The sequence below is a fragment of the Atribacterota bacterium genome, from assembly GCA_028717805.1.
GTDB lineage: Bacteria > Atribacterota > Phoenicimicrobiia > Phoenicimicrobiales > Stramentimicrobiaceae > Stramentimicrobium.
The window spans coordinates 12569-31224 of the sequence record JAQUNC010000031.1; the positions used below are offsets into that span (position 1 = coordinate 12569).

Annotated in this window: 21 protein-coding genes; 2 read left to right on the plus strand and 19 right to left on the minus strand. The window is 28.4% G+C overall.

Annotation, left to right across the window (positions count from 1 at the left end; all coding sequences use genetic code 11):
• Nucleotides 1-10: 10 nt before the first annotated feature.
• From PHD84_07615 to pta, 10 genes are all read right to left on the minus strand, one after another.
• The gene (locus tag PHD84_07615; protein ID MDD5637665.1) at nucleotides 11-271 is read right to left on the minus strand and encodes a KH domain-containing protein; all 261 of its coding nucleotides are present in this window, start codon (nucleotides 269-271) and stop codon (nucleotides 11-13) included.
• 55 nt (nucleotides 272-326) lie between these two features.
• Nucleotides 327-587, minus strand: coding sequence for a 30S ribosomal protein S16 (rpsP, locus tag PHD84_07620; protein ID MDD5637666.1), 261 nt, complete (start codon nucleotides 585-587; stop codon nucleotides 327-329).
• Between the two features lie 48 nt (nucleotides 588-635).
• Nucleotides 636-1964 carry a signal recognition particle protein gene (gene ffh / locus PHD84_07625; GenBank protein MDD5637667.1) on the minus strand — a complete coding sequence of 443 codons (1329 nt, stop codon included), beginning with the start codon at nucleotides 1962-1964 and terminating at the stop codon, nucleotides 636-638.
• Nucleotides 1965-2171: 207 nt separating this feature from the next.
• Nucleotides 2172-3017: a signal recognition particle-docking protein FtsY gene (gene ftsY / locus PHD84_07630; protein ID MDD5637668.1), complete on the minus strand. Its 846-nt coding sequence runs from the start codon at nucleotides 3015-3017 to the stop codon at nucleotides 2172-2174.
• A gap of 74 nt (nucleotides 3018-3091) precedes the next feature.
• Nucleotides 3092-6679: a chromosome segregation protein SMC gene (gene smc / locus PHD84_07635; GenBank protein ID MDD5637669.1), complete on the minus strand. Its 3588-nt coding sequence runs from the start codon at nucleotides 6677-6679 to the stop codon at nucleotides 3092-3094.
• Nucleotides 6680-6693: 14 nt separating this feature from the next.
• Complete coding sequence (gene rnc, locus PHD84_07640) at nucleotides 6694-7395, minus strand: ribonuclease III (GenBank protein MDD5637670.1); 702 nt, start codon at nucleotides 7393-7395, stop codon at nucleotides 6694-6696.
• A gap of 53 nt (nucleotides 7396-7448) precedes the next feature.
• Nucleotides 7449-7679: an acyl carrier protein gene (locus PHD84_07645; GenBank protein ID MDD5637671.1), complete on the minus strand. Its 231-nt coding sequence runs from the start codon at nucleotides 7677-7679 to the stop codon at nucleotides 7449-7451.
• Between the two features lie 55 nt (nucleotides 7680-7734).
• Nucleotides 7735-8292, minus strand: a complete 558-nt coding sequence (gene fapR / locus PHD84_07650; protein MDD5637672.1) for a transcription factor FapR — start codon at nucleotides 8290-8292, stop codon at nucleotides 7735-7737.
• Nucleotides 8293-8667: 375 nt separating this feature from the next.
• On the minus strand, nucleotides 8668-8868 hold the full coding sequence (gene rpmF, locus PHD84_07655; GenBank protein MDD5637673.1) for a 50S ribosomal protein L32: 201 nt from the start codon (nucleotides 8866-8868) through the stop codon (nucleotides 8668-8670).
• Between the two features lie 421 nt (nucleotides 8869-9289).
• Complete coding sequence (gene pta, locus PHD84_07660; protein MDD5637674.1) at nucleotides 9290-10294, minus strand: phosphate acetyltransferase; 1005 nt, start codon at nucleotides 10292-10294, stop codon at nucleotides 9290-9292.
• A gap of 103 nt (nucleotides 10295-10397) precedes the next feature.
• On the opposite strand from pta, the gene PHD84_07665 reads away from it, so the two are divergent.
• On the plus strand, nucleotides 10398-11699 hold the full coding sequence (locus tag PHD84_07665) for a nucleotidyltransferase (GenBank protein ID MDD5637675.1): 1302 nt from the start codon (nucleotides 10398-10400) through the stop codon (nucleotides 11697-11699).
• Nucleotides 11700-11715: 16 nt separating this feature from the next.
• Here the strand turns inward: PHD84_07665 and coaD are convergent, their stop codons facing one another.
• Entirely contained in the window at nucleotides 11716-12198 is a 483-nt protein-coding gene (gene coaD, locus PHD84_07670; protein MDD5637676.1) for a pantetheine-phosphate adenylyltransferase, read from the minus strand.
• Nucleotides 12199-12222: 24 nt separating this feature from the next.
• Nucleotides 12223-12810, minus strand: coding sequence for a 16S rRNA (guanine(966)-N(2))-methyltransferase RsmD (rsmD, locus tag PHD84_07675; GenBank protein ID MDD5637677.1), 588 nt, complete (start codon nucleotides 12808-12810; stop codon nucleotides 12223-12225).
• Between the two features lie 130 nt (nucleotides 12811-12940).
• On the opposite strand from rsmD, the gene rpmB reads away from it, so the two are divergent.
• Nucleotides 12941-13129 carry a 50S ribosomal protein L28 gene (gene rpmB / locus PHD84_07680; GenBank protein ID MDD5637678.1) on the plus strand — a complete coding sequence of 63 codons (189 nt, stop codon included), beginning with the start codon at nucleotides 12941-12943 and terminating at the stop codon, nucleotides 13127-13129.
• A gap of 288 nt (nucleotides 13130-13417) precedes the next feature.
• Here rpmB and ispH read toward each other — a convergent pair whose 3' ends face one another.
• The 7 genes from ispH to PHD84_07715 are packed head-to-tail and all read right to left on the minus strand — an operon-like array spanning nucleotide 13418 to nucleotide 18648.
• Nucleotides 13418-14275: a 4-hydroxy-3-methylbut-2-enyl diphosphate reductase gene (ispH, locus tag PHD84_07685; protein ID MDD5637679.1), complete on the minus strand. Its 858-nt coding sequence runs from the start codon at nucleotides 14273-14275 to the stop codon at nucleotides 13418-13420.
• On the minus strand, nucleotides 14276-14965 hold the full coding sequence (gene cmk, locus PHD84_07690; protein ID MDD5637680.1) for a (d)CMP kinase: 690 nt from the start codon (nucleotides 14963-14965) through the stop codon (nucleotides 14276-14278). It lies immediately after the preceding gene.
• A gap of 12 nt (nucleotides 14966-14977) precedes the next feature.
• Complete coding sequence (locus tag PHD84_07695; GenBank protein MDD5637681.1) at nucleotides 14978-15709, minus strand: pseudouridine synthase; 732 nt, start codon at nucleotides 15707-15709, stop codon at nucleotides 14978-14980.
• Nucleotides 15687-16202, minus strand: coding sequence for an SMC-Scp complex subunit ScpB (gene scpB / locus PHD84_07700; protein ID MDD5637682.1), 516 nt, complete (start codon nucleotides 16200-16202; stop codon nucleotides 15687-15689). Before scpB ends, PHD84_07695 begins: the two co-directional genes overlap by 23 nt.
• A 23-nt stretch (nucleotides 16203-16225) precedes the next feature.
• On the minus strand, nucleotides 16226-16984 hold the full coding sequence (locus PHD84_07705; GenBank protein ID MDD5637683.1) for a segregation/condensation protein A: 759 nt from the start codon (nucleotides 16982-16984) through the stop codon (nucleotides 16226-16228).
• Entirely contained in the window at nucleotides 16974-17963 is a 990-nt protein-coding gene (gene trpS / locus PHD84_07710; GenBank protein MDD5637684.1) for a tryptophan--tRNA ligase, read from the minus strand. Before trpS ends, PHD84_07705 begins: the two co-directional genes overlap by 11 nt.
• A 49-nt stretch (nucleotides 17964-18012) precedes the next feature.
• Nucleotides 18013-18648, minus strand: coding sequence for a site-2 protease family protein (locus tag PHD84_07715; protein ID MDD5637685.1), 636 nt, complete (start codon nucleotides 18646-18648; stop codon nucleotides 18013-18015).
• Nucleotides 18649-18656 lie beyond the last annotated feature (8 nt).

The following is an 18656-nucleotide window of genomic DNA, read 5'->3' on the forward strand; positions in this document are numbered from 1 at the left end:
TACTATTTTATTAATAATTAATGGGAAAATTACTATTTTTGCTTTCCATTATTTCAATGATAGTCCTATTTCTTTCTTTTATGGTTGCTGCATTCGTGATTGCCCTAATTGCCTTAATTACTCTTCCCTGTTTACCGATAATTTTACCTATATCAGATGGATCAGCAGTTATTTCTAATATAGTCATATTGTCTTGATCAATTCTATTAATTTTAAGCTTATCCGGAAAATCTACAAGCATTTTTAGTAAATACTCAATTAGTTCATTCAAAATATTTCTCCAAAGATTTATAGTTAATTCATTTGATATTTTTTAAACCATTATCTTAAACTTCTTTAGAATTATCTAAGATGCCTTCTTTTTTAAATAAAGATTCAACTGTTTTAGTCATTTTTACTCCCTGCTTAATCCATTTTAAGCTTTCTTCTTTATCGATATTAAAGGTGTATGGCTCTTTGGTAGGCTGATAATAACCTAACATTTTGATAAATCTTCCATCCCTTGGTTTACGGGAATCTATAACTATAACCTTATAACAAGGATTTTTTTTAGCACCTTCTCTTCTTAGTTTAATTTTTGCAGACATTTTTTCCTCCATAAATTTTTTTAAAATATTGTTTATTCATTCTTATTCTTATCTCATAAAAGAAATTAAAGATTTTTTACTACTAGTACATTTTAAGAATTTCTTCATTTTAAAAAATTGGTTTAATAGACGATTCACATCACTTACATTTGTTCCGCTACCTTTTGCAATTCTTCTCCTTCTACTTCCATCTATTATATCTGGTTCTAACTTTTCTTGTTTGGTCATTGAACAGATAATTGCTTCAACCCTGCTTAATCCTTTTTCTTCATCTCCCATATTTTGTTTAATATTCTTTAATGAGCTTGAAAATTGAATAGGCATCATATTAAAGATATTTTCCAGGGAACCCATTTTTTTTATTTTTTTTAATTGTTCATAAAAATCATTAAGATTAAATTGATCTCTAAATTCTTTTTTCCCTATATTTTGTATTTCATTGCGGGCATAATTTGCTTCAATTTTTTCAATTAGTGTTAAGGTATCACCCATTCCAAGTATTCGTGATGAAATACGATCAGGATAAAACAGCTCTAAATCATTTATTTTCTCACCAACTCCAATAAATTTAATAGGTAAGCCAGTAATGCTTCTGATGGAGAGGGCAACACCACCACGAGCATCACCATCTAATTTTGTTAGAATAAAGCCATCTACCCCAACTTCATTATTGAAATCATTTGCTACCCTTAAAGCATCCTGACCCATTAAAGCATCAAGAATTAATAATGTTTCATCAACGGATATCGAATTTTTTATGTCCTTTAATTCTTGTATCAAATCCTGATCTATATGTAATCTACCAGCAGTATCAATAATAATTACATCATGTTTATGTATTTTTGCCCATTGCTCTGCTTCATAAATGGTGCCCAAAGTGTTTTTATTACTATCGCTGGTAAATACTTCAACACCAGCATTTTTACCCATTATCGATAACTGTTCAATAGCCGCAGGTCTAATCCTATCTGTTGCCACTAATAGCGGCATATAACCATCATTTTTAACATTTAAACCCAATTTGGCGGCAGTAGTAGTTTTACCAGAGCCTTGTAAACCAATAAGTAAAATAGTTGTCGGTAATTTTTCACTAATTTTTATTTTACTCTGCTTTTCTCCCAATATTTCGGTTAATATTTCGTGAGTCATTTTAATAATTTGTTGTCCTGGAGTAAGTGTCTTAGATAGTTTTTCCTGAGTTGCCTGTTGTTCCAGTTTTGCAATAAAATCTTTTACTACCTTATAGTGTACATCGGCTTCGAGAAGAACAAGTTTAACTTCTCTCAAAGATTGTTTAATGTCCGATTCTGAAATTTTACCCTTTTCTTTTATTTTATTTAAAACTAACTGCAATTTTTCTGATAGTTTATCTAACATAATGTTTCACCTTAATAAAAGTATTACTAATTATCAAACTTGTTCAGATATTTTTATTATTTTTTAATATTATTTAGAAAATATAATTTTCTTTAGTTCATTTAATCCTTCTTTTTATTTAAAGATATAAGAAAAGAAGTGTTTAAAAATTTAAAAATAAATAAAATGACAAATTCTATATCAGTATATAGAAAATTATATTTAGTGTCAATCAAGCAGCATTTCTATAAACTTTTCTGGTATATATTCACTTAAATCTGTAATCTTTTCTCCAAAAGTGATAAATGAAACAGGAATAAATAAATCTTTTTGTATAGTTAATGCTATTCCTCCTTTAGCTGTACCATCTAACTTAGTTAAGACTATACTAGATATCTCCAAGGATTTTTTAAAATTACTTGCTTGAACAAGTCCATTTTGACCAGTAGTAGCATCAATCACTAGTATAGTATTCAATAAAGCCCATGGAGCATTTTTATTAATTACTCTTTTAATCTTTTCTAATTCTTTCATCAGATTATTGTAGGTATGCAATCTTCCAGCCGTATCAATTATTAATAATACTTTCTTTTTAGCCTTAGCAGATTGTATGCCATCAAAAACAACAGAAGCAGGGTCTGAACTAGCTGATGTTCTTAAGATTTCAACCCCTACTTGTTTGGATAATAAAGTCAATTGCTCAATAGCCCCTGCTCTAAAAGTATCAGCAGGAACCAATAAAGAATTCAATCCTTTATTTTTATAGTAATAAGCAAGTTTTCCAGCAAAAGAAGTTTTACCAGTTCCATTGACTCCCACAATCATTATGATGTTCAACATTTCTGGATTTATTGTGAATTCACAATTTTCTCTTGGAATTAAATCAATCAATATTTGTTTAAGATGTTTTTTAAAATAATTAAAATCATTCATTTTAAATTGATGTATGTTCATTGTTTGAAAACGGGCTAATATTTCTTCAGTAGTTCGGGGACCAATGTCTGATAATAACAATAATTCCTCAATCTTATCCAGAAATAGATTTTTATCTTTTACAGCGTCTGAAAATAAAATATCATATTTATTAATTAGATTATCTCTGGTTTTTTTTAAACCGGTTTTTAAGGAAGTTATTAAATTACCTATTTTTATTTCTCTCCCAAATCCATCATTTTTATCGACATTAACTTGGAAGTTCCAAATCCATCCATAGTAATTCCGTATAAAGCATCTGCTGCTTGCATGACTTCTCTTTGATGGGTAATAATTATAATTTGAGAATTCTTCAGATCATCATTTTTGATAAAAGAAGCTAAACGTATTGCATTAGTTTCATCTAAAGCTGAATCAATTTCATCAAAAAAGCAAAAAGGAGTCGGGTTTGCCTTCCATAAGGCAAATAATAGTGCTATAGCTGTTAGTGCTTTTTCGCCGGTGGAGAGCAAGGAAATGTTTTGTACTTTTTTACCTGGCGGTTGTACCAATACTTCAATTCCTGCTTCCAGAAGTTTTTTATTATTAGTCAATTCTAAGGATACTTCGCCACCACGAAATAGTTTTTTGAATATTTCTTTAAAATTAATTTGAATCTTCTGGAATGTTTTATAAAAATGGTCTTCAGCTATGCGGTCAATTTCATCGATTAAAGCTATTAATTTTTCTTTAGATTTAATTATTTCTTCTTTTTTACTATTTAATTCTTTAAATTTTACAAATTGTTCTTGATATTCCTGTAGAGCATTAAAATTAATCTGACCCATTAATTTAATCTGATCTTTATACTTTGAAATTGTATCTATAGCCTCTGATTGGCTATTAACATAATTTTTATAACGAAGAATTTCATTTAATGAAGCATTGTATTGATTTTTTATCGTTTGAAGTAAATTATTCATTTTTTCTTGATTCTGTACATGAACCATCTCACATTCATGTAAACCATTTTTCTTACTACTAAGGGTGTCTTGCTCTAACTCGATTTTTTCCCTAGTTTTTCTCAGAATACTTTCTTGTTCCCTTAAGTTATCCTTTATTATATTTATACTTTCATTCAACTCATTTTGTTTTTTTATAATAAAATCAAGTTTATCTTTTAATTCAACTTCCTGTTGAATTAATTTGATATGTTCTTTATTACAATGTTCTAACTTTTCTTCCTGTTCTTTTTTTTCCTGATGGTAACTTGTAATAAATTGCTCCATCTCCTTCTTTCTTTTTTGTAATAATTCTGCTCTTTCTTTTCCCCAGGATAGTTTCATCTTAAGGTTATTCCTATCTCTCTCGATTTCGTTAATTGCACTACTACAATTATCTTTATATTTAGAAAGGCAATCATTGTATAAACTAATATATTTAAGATAATTTTCAAGATTTATAATATTTCTATTTAAAATAATAATATCCTTTTCTCTATTATTTATTTTTACTAATTCATCATCTTTTTTCTTTATTAGCGTTTTTAAAACATTTTCTGAATCTTTTATATTATATTTTATTTCTTCCAATTTAACTCTTGTTTCATTAATTTTAGTTATGCTTGCTTTCAGCTGTTTGCTGATATTCTTTAACTCATTATAAAGCTCTTTATACTTTTCATTCTCAGTTTCCAAAAATAATTGCTTTTTTTGTATCCCATTATTAATGAATTTAATTTCTTTTCTTAATTCCAGGATTCTTTTTTTAGAAATGTTGCGGCTATCTTTTGTTATATCATTTAATGTAAAACCAATTGTAACAATTCCTTTCTCATTTATTATTATTCCATCTAAGGAAATTATAATCCATTGTCCCCTTATTTGTTTTGCAACATTCAAAGCAGTGGATATATCTTCCACTATTAATATATGTCCCAGAGCGGTATCAATTAACTTTTTATATTCAGGAAGAGGGGAAATTAATTCATTAGCAAATCCAATTATTCTATTGTTTTCGAATCCAGATCTTTTTTTAAAGATTTTTAAATCATTATTAGCAGGTAAGACAAGGTTATTAGCAATAATCTTTATTTTTACTGTATTTTTCTCTTTAAGTAGTCTTTTAAAAAAGGGAATTTTATCAGAATGCACCAGATGTAGGTATTTTATTCCTTCATCCAAAATAAAGTTAAAAACTTGCTCTAAATTAGCCGGTATTTCTTTAATTACATTTTTCAGTTCACAAATATTGATAATATCTTTTGAGCTTTCTAATTCCAGAAAATAATCATTTCTTTCTGCATTGCTGTTCTGGATTGTTGTAATTAATTCTTCTAAAAGATGTATCTCTTTATTTTTTAAATTTAAGTCATTATAATATTTTTGAATCATTTCATTTTCTTTTTCAATTAATACTCCCTTTTCGGTTAATTCCTTATCCTTCCTTCTCTCCTCTTCTTTAAATTGATTAATCTCAGCTTCTAAAACAGATAATTTCAAATTTATATTCCTTATCAATTCCTGATTATTAGTTATTTTTGTGATAACACGATCTCTTTCTCTATTTATCTCCGCAAGAGAAGTATTAATTGACTTTACCTCTGTGTCTTTTTTAATTTTTTCTTCTCGATAATCATTGTAGTAATTTTTGATATCTTTTGAGATAGTTTCAATGCTATGTAATTTTCCCTGGTAAATATTATAAATTTTATTATATTTTTCTAATAAAGATTCTTCTTTTCTAAGATGTTCTATAAAATATTCTTCATTCTGATATGTTTCCTTGATATCATTATCAATATCAGCGAGATTGTCGATAAACTTTGTATATTGATTTTGAGCACGCACTATATCTTCTTTAATATTTTGGATATAGCGTTGTACTTCTAATTTTTTTTGACTGGTAATTGATAATTGATTAATATAGTTATTTTTGTTTATTTCATTTGCTTGAAATTGTCTTGAATTTTCATTTAACTGTTTTTCTAATTGTTCTTTCTTTTTTTCAATTTGAGAGACTTGACTTTTATTATAAACGATTGATTTATTAATTTCTGAAATTTCAATTTTAAAGATTTCTAATTTCTTATTGTTTCTACTAATATTTCTTTGGAGAGATTTATATTGTTGGCTTAATATGTAATATTCCAATATCAGGATATCATCTTGATAAGATTTATAAGTTTCTAAATCATCAGATTTCTTTTTATAATGAGATAGAGTTTCTTCGACTTCGTATAAAATATCATTTATTCTTAAGAGATTGTTTTGTGTAGCATCAAGTTTCTTCAGAGCATTGTCCTTTTTATTACGGTAGATAGCAACATCGGATGCTTCTTCAAACAGTATTCTTCTTTCTGAAGGCTTGGAATTCAATACAAAGTCTACCTTTCCTTGAGCTATTATAGAATATGAATTTTTTCCTAAACCTGAGCCAAGAAAAAGTTCCTGAATATCTTTTAATTTACAGGAAATACCATTTATATAGTTTTCAATTTCACCAGAACGATAGATTATTCTTTTTATTTCTACTTCTTCTGAATCAATAGAAATTTTTCTCTCTGTATTATCGAACAGCATGTATACTTGAGCAAAGTTTCTCATCTTTTGTTCCTGATTGCCAGAAAAGATCATATCAGTAATCTTAGTTCCCCTTAAAGAGCGGATATTCTGTTCACCAAGTATCCATCGTACTGCATCAATTATATTACTTTTACCACAACCATTTGGCCCAACAATAACTGTTATGCCTGGTGTAATGTTCAGTTTAATTTTATTAGCAAAGGATTTAAATCCTTTTATGCCGATTTCCTTTAGATACAATATTGATACCTTTCTTAGGAAATTTCTAATTTCTTTAGAGCAGAATAAGCAGCATTTTGTTCAGCTTCTTTCTTATTTTTACCAGAACCAGTTCCATAGAACTTTTTTCCGATATAAACTTCAATGAAAAAGGTTTTTTGATGTTCTAATCCTTCTTCTTTTACAATTTTGTAAGAGGGAAGACATTGAAACTTCTTTTGGGTCAACTCTTGTAAAAAAGTTTTGTAATCATTTATTTGACTTTTTATCAAGATTTCAACTTCCTCTTTTTCAATAAAATAATTGATAACTTTTTGACAGTGATTAATTCCGCCATCCAGGTAAATGGCTCCCAAACATGCCTCTAAGCAGTCTACTAAAATAGAAAATTTCCCTCTTCCTTTCTTCAAGTCCACGCTTTTGCCTAAAATAATAAAATCTTCCAGCGTAATTAGATTGGCGAAATTTACTAAAAATGACTGACTTATTATTGTAGACTTCATTTTAGATAATTCGCCTTCTGAGGAAAAAGGAAATTTGTGATATAAATATTTACTTACTATTAAATTTATTACTGAATCGCCGAGAAATTCTAGTCTTTGGAAATAGTTTACTTCATTTTTTTCTTTTTGACCATAAAATGAGGTATGAGTTAAAGCCTTTTTTAGTAAATCAATATTTTTAAAGTTATACCCTAACTTTGTTTCCAGTTCACTTAAGTTTATTTTATTTAGCACCCTCCAAACCTTCTCCTGTCAATTAAAGAAAAGAAAGATAAACATGATTATAATTATTGTTTATCTTCTAAATAACGCATCACATCACCTACAACCTTAATTTTTTCAGCATCTTCATCGGCAATTTCAATATCAAACTCTTCTTCAAAAGCCATAATTAATTCTACAATGTCTAAAGAATCTGCGCCCAAGTCATCAATAAATGAAGAATCCTCTTTTACTTTATCTTCTTCAACCCCAAGTTGGTCAACTATAATTTTTTTTACTCTTTCCATCATGTCCATGGCTATATTTACTCCTTATTTTTTGATTATTTAATTAAAATATAATTGACAATTTTTAGTTTATTGAAACCATTATTAATTTTGCAGTAAACACTTCTTTATTATTACATTTTATGTGCACTGATACCAAATATTTATTACTTTTTTTGGAAGCAATTCTAGCTTTAGCTACTAAAAGCTGACCAGCATAGACTGGATTTCTATATCTTAAGCGAGCTGTGCCAGTTAATACTACATCTGAATCAATAATGGCCATGGATAGAGAATCAGCCAGAGAAAATATATAGTGACTTCTTACTAAATTATTTTTACCAAAGGCCATTTCTTTAGTAGTATGCATAGTAGAGATGCCACTTTTTCCTAAATCAATGTCAATAAGATCACCAATAATTTCATTTCTATTCAATGCTTTTACTTTAGAAGAAGCATCTTGAGCAAGCTTGATGATCCTTTTGCGCATTTCTGGTATACCCATTTCCAGCCTGTCTAGTCTAACAGTTTGAATACTTACTCGGAAGATTTTTGCTAATTGTTCATCTGATAAAAAGGGATTGCTAGAGATTTTTTCTCTTATTTTTTCTTGCCTTTTTTCTTTAGTCAAATTTTTTCTCATATAATGTTTATATATTTTTATAAATACTTTTAATAGTACCTAATAAAAGCAACCTTTACTACTGACTGATAGTATATACAATAAAATTTATGAAATCAAGTATAATGAAAAATATTTCTTAACATTATCTTTATTCAAAAGAACTATTATAAATATAATTTTAATGATATTGATTATATTCCTCTAATGTCAATATACATTTTACTTTTCAACGCTTATTATATAATACATTATGAATTGAATTGATTAATGATAATTATTAAATGAATTTATACTTAAAGAAGTGCCATATTACTTCTATGGCACTCAAGAAGATTACTTATTGATTCAACATACTTCAAGTAAAAATAATGTAATACATATTATTAGAATTTCCTAAGTAGCCTTAGCTTCTGAAGTCTTCTTTTCAGTAATAACTTTCTCTCCATTATAATAACCACAAGAAGGACATACATGATGAGGAAGTTTATATTCGTGACATCTGGAACATTCTACAAGATTAATGGGCTTTTCAACCCAATGTGTTCTTCTTTTATTTTTTCTAGATTTAGAAACCTTTCTTTTTGGATTAGCCAACTTTTTCCTCCTTTTAAATTAATGGCATTTAATTGTATTAACAAGAAATGATTATACAAAAAATTTTCACTACTTGCAAATTTATCTTAAATAATCAATAAAACTTGTATAGGTTGGTAAGTTCTCTAAAATAGAATATTTCTATACCTTTCTTTACATTTACTCTGATATATAATTATTTATAAAATACCATTATGATTTATTTCATAAAAATTTGATAATATAAAAAATTTTACTTGAAACATTATATGCTTCAGAAAGTTTTAATTTTCTACTTATTAGTCACTTATACTTTTTTTATTCAATTCCTCTCTCTTTACCTGATCTTTCAAAGTTAAGATTTCTTATTATTTCACATTTCAGGTAAAGGAAGCTATCAAAATAATTTAATTTTCTGTGGATTAATTTAGCATTATTTACTTTATTGTATACCCTGAGCCTGAAGAGCTGTAATAGCCACAACATTTACGATGTCTTCAACTGAACAACCTCTAGAAAGATCATTTACCGGTTTTCGCATACCCTGTGAGATAGGGCCTATTGCTTCTGCTTTTGCCAATCTTTCTACTAATTTATAGGCAATGTTGGCAGCTTGTAAATCTGGGAATATTAATACATTTGCTTTCCCAGCAATTGTACTATCTGGGGCTTTTCGCTTGCTTATTTCAGGAATCAAAGCTGCATCTGCTTGCAACTCTCCATCAATTTTCAAATCAGGAGTTTTCTTTTTAACAATTTCAGTTGCTTTTATTACTTTATCTACTAAAGGATGTTTGGCACTCCCTTTAGTAGAAAAAGAAAGCATAGCAATCTTTGGTTCTACCCCTACCAATATTTTTGCGGTATTGGCACTGGCTATAGCTATATCTGCTAATTCTTCAGCATTTGGATCTGGAAATAAGGCACAATCTGCAAATAGTAGCATTCCATTTTCTCCATATTTACAGTCAGGCACAACCATAATAAAGGAGCTGGAAACAATATTTACATTTCTGGAGGTTTTAATAGTTTGCAAAGCGGGTCTAAAAACATCGCCAGTGGCATTAATTGAACCAGCCACTAAGCCATCGGCATCATCCTGGTAGACCATTAGAGCACCATAATACAGGGGGGCTTTCAATAGCTTTTTGGCTTCTTCAATAGTCATTCCTTTATTTTTTCTTAAATCATAATATATTTCAGCATAGGTGTTTAGTTTTTCAGATGATTCTGGATCAATGATTTCAATAGCTTCAGGAAAATCAACATTTAACTCTTGAGCAATATTCTTAATCTTCTGTTCTTTCCCCAAAAAGACTAAATTGGCAAAACCTTCTTGATAGATTGTTTTAGCTGCCTTGATCATTCTAGGTTCTTCTCCTTCTGGCAAAACAATCTTTTTAATTTCTTTCTTAGCCCTCTGTCTTAGTTTCTCTGAAATATTCATAAATATATTCCTCCTATCGAATAATGTTTTATGATTAGCTTAAAAAAAGGCACAAAATACCGTATAATTATAACATATAATTTTTATTTTATCGAGGCAAAATATGTTAGTTTTGGGTATTATTGCGGAATATAATCCTTTCCATAATGGCCATTTATATCACCTGCAAAAATCAAAAGAAATAACTGGAGCTGAATTTTCTGTAGCTGTTATGGGAGGAAACTTTTTACAGCGAGGGGACCCAGCATTATGGAATAAGTGGGTTCGTACTAAAATGGCTCTCTTAGCTGGAATTGACCTGGTTATCGAACTTCCCTTTGCTTTTGCCAGTCAAGATGCTCATGGTTTTGCCCAGGCTGGAGTTAAAATTTTAGATTCATTAGGTGTAGTTGACTATATAACTTTTGGTTGCGAAAATGAAAAGATGGAAATATTTTCCAAATTAGCACAATTAATAATAAAAGATCCCCCATTTTTTAAAAAAATCATAAGTGAAGAGTTAAAAAAAGGAAATAGTTTTCCCCATATTCGAGAGAAAGCAATTGTTTCTTTTTACCAAAAATACGATCAAGAGTCAATGGGAATACCCTTAAATGAAATAAGCACTATCTTAAGGCAATCCAATAATATTTTAGCTTTAGAATATATAATATCATTACAATTATTAAAAAGTACTATAAAAGCATTACCTATTAAAAGAATTGGATCGAATTTTTCCCAGGATAAATTTGAAGGTGAATATTCCAGTGCTACTGCTATAAGAAAGATAATCGATCAATATTATTATAATTCTAATGATGAGCAATTATTGGAAAATTTAAAAGCAACCATGCCTGCTACATCCTATCAGACCATTTTAGATGAATTAAAAGAAGATATAAACCCTATTTTATTATCAAATTTTGAGCAGGCAATATTTTCTAAACTTAGAAGTATTGCCACTGATGACTTAAAAAGAATTAATGGTGTTCAGGAAGGATTAGAAAATAAAATAAAAAAAGCTGCAATTTCAACCCAAAGCATTGAAGAGTTAATTCAAACAGTTAAGTCAAAACGTTATACACGAACTAGAATACAGAGAATAATGATTCATAGTTTATTTAATTTAACTAAAAAAGAGACTCAGAACTTTAACAAGAATGGTCCCCTCTATTGTCGGATTTTAGGGATGACTGATAAAGGAAGAGAAATTCTTAAAAAAGCTAAATTAAAATCAAAATTACCCTTAATACTGAAATTGAAAAAGTTTTATCTTCACAATAAAAGATTGGGTAAGAAAGATATTTTAAACATGTTAAATTATGATATTTTGTCGACCGATCTTTATGTTCTGGCCTATAAAGCAAAGAAACTAAAAATCGGGGGTCGGGATTTTACAAAGAATATAGATTTATTGAATGTATAATAGAATATCATTAAAATTAATAGTAACCATATTTATTTTTTAATTTTGTTGCCACATATGATGGCACTAATTCCTTGATACAACCATTTAAAGAAGCTATTTCTTTGACAATACTTGAGTTTAAATAAGAGAACTTGGTGCTGGTTACCATAAAAACTGTCTCTATTTCAGGAGCCATTTTTTTATTAATAAGAGCAAATTGGGATTCGTATTCAAAATCTGAAATTGCTCTCATACCCCTGAGAATTATATTGGCCTTATTAGAGCGAACACAATCAATTAATAATCCTCGGAATGACTGAACTTCAACATTTTGTAGTTCTGTAATAACATTTAGAATCATGTCCATTTTCTCTTCTGTAGAAAAAAGAGATTCTTTTCTTGAGTTTTCGGCAATTACTACAATAATCTTATCAAATATTTTGGAAGCTCTATAAATTATGTCAAGATGACCATTAGTTATTGGATCGAAACTTCCTGGGTATATAGCCTTTATCATAAATATCTCCTTTTAAAATATTTATTATTTATAATAAAAAAAAGTAACTTTTGATTTACCGTATTTTTTCTCTTTAGTAAAGAGCAATTTTCTAAAATCACTTTTTACTTCTGTATGGAATGGGTGTTGCACAATGATAATACAACCTTCTTTGGCTATATTACTTTGATCAATTATATGCAATGTATTTAAAGCATAATTTCTATTATAAGGAGGGTCTAAGAAAATGATGTCAAATTTTTTTTGTTTAAAATTTAATATATTTATAGCTTGAAGATAATCGATTTGTATAATATTAGAAAAATCATTCTGATAAATTTTACTTAAGTTATTTTTTATTAATATTATTGCTTTTCTATTTTTTTCTACGAAAATAACATTTTTTGCACCTCGGCTTATAGCTTCAATGCCTACTGCACCCGAACCAGCAAACAAGTCTAAAAATTCTGCACCTATAATTTTGGTACCAATTATATCAAATAATGCTTCTCTTATTTTACTGGGAGTTGGTCGTATCTCATTTTCGGGGAATGATTGTAATCGAAATCCCTTATAAATACCACCAATAATTTTCATTTGATGTTTACCGTCTCTATTTTTGTTAAAATAAATAAATCAATATTGTTATTGCAATTAGAACTACTTGATTCAAAAGCCTAATTTATTATACTTGATTATTATAACCATTTTATGATAAAATAAAATTCGTTATTTTTCAAGGAATATACTGGAGGAATTAACAATGGCAAAATGTGATATATGCGGCAAAGGTCCGCAGTTTGGAAAGCAAATTAGTCACTCTCATAGATTGAGCAATAGAAAATGGTCGGCAAATATTCAAAAAGTAAGAGTTAATATTAATAATTCAGTAAAGCGATTAAATGTTTGTACCCAATGTTTAAAATCAGGTAAAGTAAATAAGGTTACTTGATTGCATTTAATCTGTTGATAATTGTTCTTTAACAATTTTACCTCATTATTTTAATATTTACGTAGTTACTATTTTATATCAAGATAAGCAAGGATATTTTATTGTATAAGATTTATTAAGATTATGATACTGTAGAATATCCTTATTTTAAATAAAGAACAATATATATTTTATTGCCTCTTCAGTTCCAGTAAGAATTCTGCCTTACAAGATATTATTTTATAATATAAATAATTATATCTAATGTATCTCTCTGATTGGATATTTTTTATTATTAATCTCAAAAGATTAATTATTATGATTTAACTCTCTAATTTTTTTTATTATTTTTTCTGTAACATAATCAGGAGTAGAAGTTCCTGAAGTAATACCAATTTTCCCCTTATCCCTAAGATAATTTATATTAAGTTGTTTCTCATCTTCAATATGATAAGTTTCTACTCCAACTGCTTTGCTTAAATAGGCTAATCTTTGGGTATTTGCACTATTTAATCCGCCGATAACTATCATTAAATCAACTATTTTAGCTAAATCCCGTGTTGCTTGTTGTCTCAATCTGGTAGCTTTGCATATAGTGTTAAAAATCCTTAATTCTTCCGTATAATTAAACATTATTTTAATAATTTTATGAAGTTGTTTTAAGTCTTTGGTGGTTTGAGAGAGCAATCCAATTTTTTTAGAAAATTCAAAACTTTTACACTTTATATCATTAATAGATTGAACTACATAAGCTTTGTGATCTATATAACTTAGTAAACTTCTAATTTCAGGATGATTAATATCTCCTAAAATAATAATCTGATACCCTTCTCTTTGCAAGGAATTAGCTATTTGATGTAATTTTTTAACATAAGGGCAGATTGTATCTATTAATATTATATTATTTCTTTTTGCATAATCTTCTTCTCTTTTTACAATACCATGAGCTCTGATGATAAGATATTTATTTGAAGGAACTTGAGATATTTCTTGAATGATATTAATGCCTCTTATTCTAAACTCTCTTATGACCTGAGGATTATGAATAATTTCTCCTAACATATACAGATCATTTGCTGGAAGATGGGTTATAGCATTTTCAGCCCTTTTTATTGCTCTTCTGACTCCAAAACAAAATCCAATATCTTTTGCTTTTATTATTTCCATTTATTGTTTTATCCTATCATTTTTAATAATTCTTAACATTTCTTCAACCACTTCATTAACATTCTTGTTTGTTGTATCAATAAGAATAGCATCTTCAGGCCTAGTTAAGGGTGCCGTTTTTCTTTTACTATCAATATAATCACGACAGGTAATTTCTTTTTTAACATCCTGAAAAGTAATCTGGTACCCTTTTTCATGAAGTTCTTTATACCTCCTCATCGTTCTGGTTTGTTCATCAGCAGTAAGATAAAATTTTAGATCTGCATAAGGTATAATCACTGTACCGATGTCTCTTCCTTCCATAACCACTGAACCATCCTGAGCAAACATTCGTTGAAGTGGGATTAATTTTTCACGAACCAAAGAATGTCTAGCAACAAAAGATACTTTTTTATTTATTTCAGGGCTGTGTATTTTTGCTGTAATTAGCTTAATATGTGAAATAAGGTCAAGATAACTGTATTCTTGAGTATATTTCCTTACAATTTCCTTTGATAGTTTATTCATGGCTTGTGCATTATTTACATCCAACCTTTTATATAAGGCATAATAAGTGATATAACGATATAAGTCACCAGTATTAATGTAAACAAAATCCAATTTATGAGCTAATTCTTTAGCTACTGTACTTTTCCCTGCCCCAGCAGGTCCGTCTATAGTGATAATTAATCCTATATTTTTTTTATACAAGAGTATAATTCCTTAGTTATTTTCTAAAAATTGTTTATAATTTATAATTTCCTGTTTTCCTAGAAAACGATATTGACCAGATTTTAATCCTTTTAGATTTAAAATACCAATTTGAGTTCTTGTCAATTTTAGTACTTGAAATCCAAGGTAAGAAAACATTCTCCTTATTTGTCTTTTTTTCCCTTCATTAATAGAAATTTCCACAATGCAATTATTTTTATTTTTCTTTAATATTTTTAATTGACATGGATTTGTAGTAAAAATATGACTAATAGGTACACCATTTGTTAACACTCTCAGATCATTATCATTAGGAAATCCTTTGATTTTTACTAAATATACTTTTTTAATCTTTTTTTTGGGATGGGTTATTTGATTAATTAATTCTCCATCATTTGTTAAAAAAACTAAACCTTCAGAATCAAGATCTAATCTACCAGCATAATTTAATTTAATTTTTATCTTTTTTAACAAATCATAAATAGTAGGTCTTCCAAAGGGATCATGATAAGTACATAAAAATCCTCTTGGTTTATTTAATAAAACGTATATTCTGGGTACTTTTTTATGAACAATTTTATTATTTACTTTAATTTTATCTTTATTTGTATCAATTTCAGTGCCTAATTGTGTTATAATGACATTATTGACTTTAACTTTTCCCTTGACAATCAATTTTTCACAATTTCTTCGGGAGTTAATTCCCATTTGGGCAAGAAATTTATGTAATCTCATTTTTCCCATTTTGTATTTCCAGTTCTTCTAAGGGAGGCAAGTCAGATACACTCCTAAGCCCAAAATGTAATAAAAACTTTTCTGTAACTCTATACTGAAAGGGATTACCAGGAATTTTTTTTCTTCCCTTAATCTTAATAAAACCATTTTTTAAAAGATTTAATAATACACTACTACAATCAACACCTCTTATTTTTTCAATTTCCATGCGAGTAACTGGTTGATTATAAGCAATAATTGCTAATGTCTCAATTGAAGCTTTAGATAAAACATATTTCTTATCATTGTTATTTAATTTTTTTATCCAGGTGAAATATTCTGGTTTGGTAGCAAATGAAAAACCACCAGAAACTTCTTGAATAAAGAAGGGGCGATTGTTTAGTTGATATTCCTCCTGTAAGCTCTTTATCGCTTTCTTAATCTCTTCAGCTTCTCTACCGGTAATATTTACCATTTTTCTTATTGATAGAGGCTTGTTCGAAACAAATAACAGAACCTCCACAATTTTTTTCCATCTATTTATAACTATTGAATATTCTTTTTCTTTAATTTTTTATCTTCCTTTCGATAAAATAATATTTCACCGAAATTTTGCGATTGTATGTAATCTACCTTACCCTGACAAATTAATTGTAATAAAGCTAAAAATATAATTATTATTTCAATTTTTGGGCAATCCTTGGAGATCATCTGACTAAAAGTTAATTGATTTTTATTTTTTAAAAAGTTTCCTTCAATCTCTTCCATCTTTATTACTATATTAACCTCATTGTTTTCGAAATCAATTATACTCTGGTTATTATTTCTTACTAAAATTGATTCAATAGCAAAAATAAGTTCTGAATAACTATATTCCTGAGGTATTTCATCGTCTTTGTTTAAGGAGTTAAAACATGTTAAATATATTTCTCTTTGCTTAAACTCTTTTTCTGCAAGGATTTTAACTAATGATTGATACTTTTTATACTCTATCCAATGATCTTCTTTGAGAAAGATAGTATCGTTTTTAGTTTCTTCCTCAATTTGTTTCTGAGATGATGGTAATAATAGATTTGATTTCCACAATATTAATTCAGATATTTCTACTAAAAAGTTAGCTACTATTTCTAAATTAATGGATTCTGAATGGGTTGTGAGCAGGTATGTTAAATAATCTTCAATAATATTTAATAAAGGTATTTTATTGAGTTCTATCTCTCCATTCCTTACCTTTAGATATAATAGCTGTACATAATTTGACATTTGTTCTATTTTGGAAATTTTTAAATTACTATTATTCTGCATAATCCATTTTCATTGCTTTTTTAACTTCGTCTAAAGTTATTTTAGCAACTTTTCTTGCTTCTTGGCTGCCTTTCTTTAATATTTCCCATACCAGCTGGTGGTTTTTTTCATAATATTTCCTTTTTTCTCTAAATATTTGAAATGACTGTATCAATATCTCCCCAAGGAATTTCTTGCAGGCAACACATCCTAATTGAGCATGACGACACTTATTCTCAATGTCTGATAATTCTTTTTTATTAAATATTTTATGATAATCAAATACTACACAAACTTCCGGATGACCGGGATCAGATAATCTTATTTTTTCTGGATCAGTTATCATTGACATTACCTTAGATGTAATGATTTCTGGATTATCTGACAAGGTAATATCATTTTTTAAACTTTTACTCATTTTTCTACCGTCTATTCCCAAAATCTTGGGAGTAGGAGACAACTTTAGTTCAGGAATAGTAAAGACATTCTGATAAATATTGTTGAATCTTCTGCCAATTTCTCTTGATATTTCAACATGAGCTGACTGGTCTTCACCAACAGGAACAGCATTTGCTTTATAAATTAGTATATCAGCTGACATAAGAACTGGATAGCCAAGCAATCCATAACCCATATTTTCTTTTAAATCCAAATCCCGTACCTGTTCCTTTACCACAGGATTTCTTTCTACCCAGGATAGAGGTGTTATCATTGATAATAATAAGTGCAATTCAGCATGTTCTGGTACATAAGATTGAATTAATAAAGTGCTTTTATCCGGATTTATTCCGGCACTTAACCAGTCAATTACCATCTCAATTATATTTTCCTTCATCATCTCTGTGTTTTCATATCCTGTAGTAAGTGCATGCCAATCTACTACACCATAATAGCATTTATATTCATCTTGTAGTTTTACCCAGTTTACTAAAGCACCGAAATAATTTCCTAAATGCAGTTTACCAGTCGGTCTCATTCCACTAAATATAATCCCTTTCATGTAAGTTGTTCTCCTTCTTAATATTAAAGTAACAAAGTAAATTTGACTTTCATATAAATATTCGGTAAAGATAGTCAATAATAGGTAGAATAATATTTCTTATAATACCAGAAATAAATAAAAATAATATGATAAGCATTCCGTAGGTTTGATTAATTTTATTATATTGACGAGCTAAATGTGTTGGCAATAAACCTGCTACAATGTGATGACCATCTAAGGGTGGGATTGGTATTAAATTAAAAAAAGCTAAAGCAATATTGATAAATATTCCAGTGTGTAGCAAAGTAAACCATCCCTGTACCAATCGAAACCAAAAAAAAGAATTGAACATTACATTCCGAAATATAAAATTGTTTGCTCTTAATAATAGGGAAAATAGAAATGCAACCACAATATTGGATAAAGGTCCAGCCAGAGATACTTTAATCATATCTATTCTTGGATTGTTTAAATTGCTATAGTTCACAGGGACAGGTTTTGCCCAACCTATGCGAAATAGCAATAACATAAGAGTTCCAACCGGATCAAGATGTGCCATAGGATTCAGGGTTAATCGGCCAGCCAGCTTTGCCGTGGGATCTCCATGATAATAAGCAATAAAACCGTGCGCATATTCGTGAATTGTAATAGCTATTAATATTGCCGGTATGCTCCATATAATTCCAAAAAGGTTATCTAACATAAAATCAA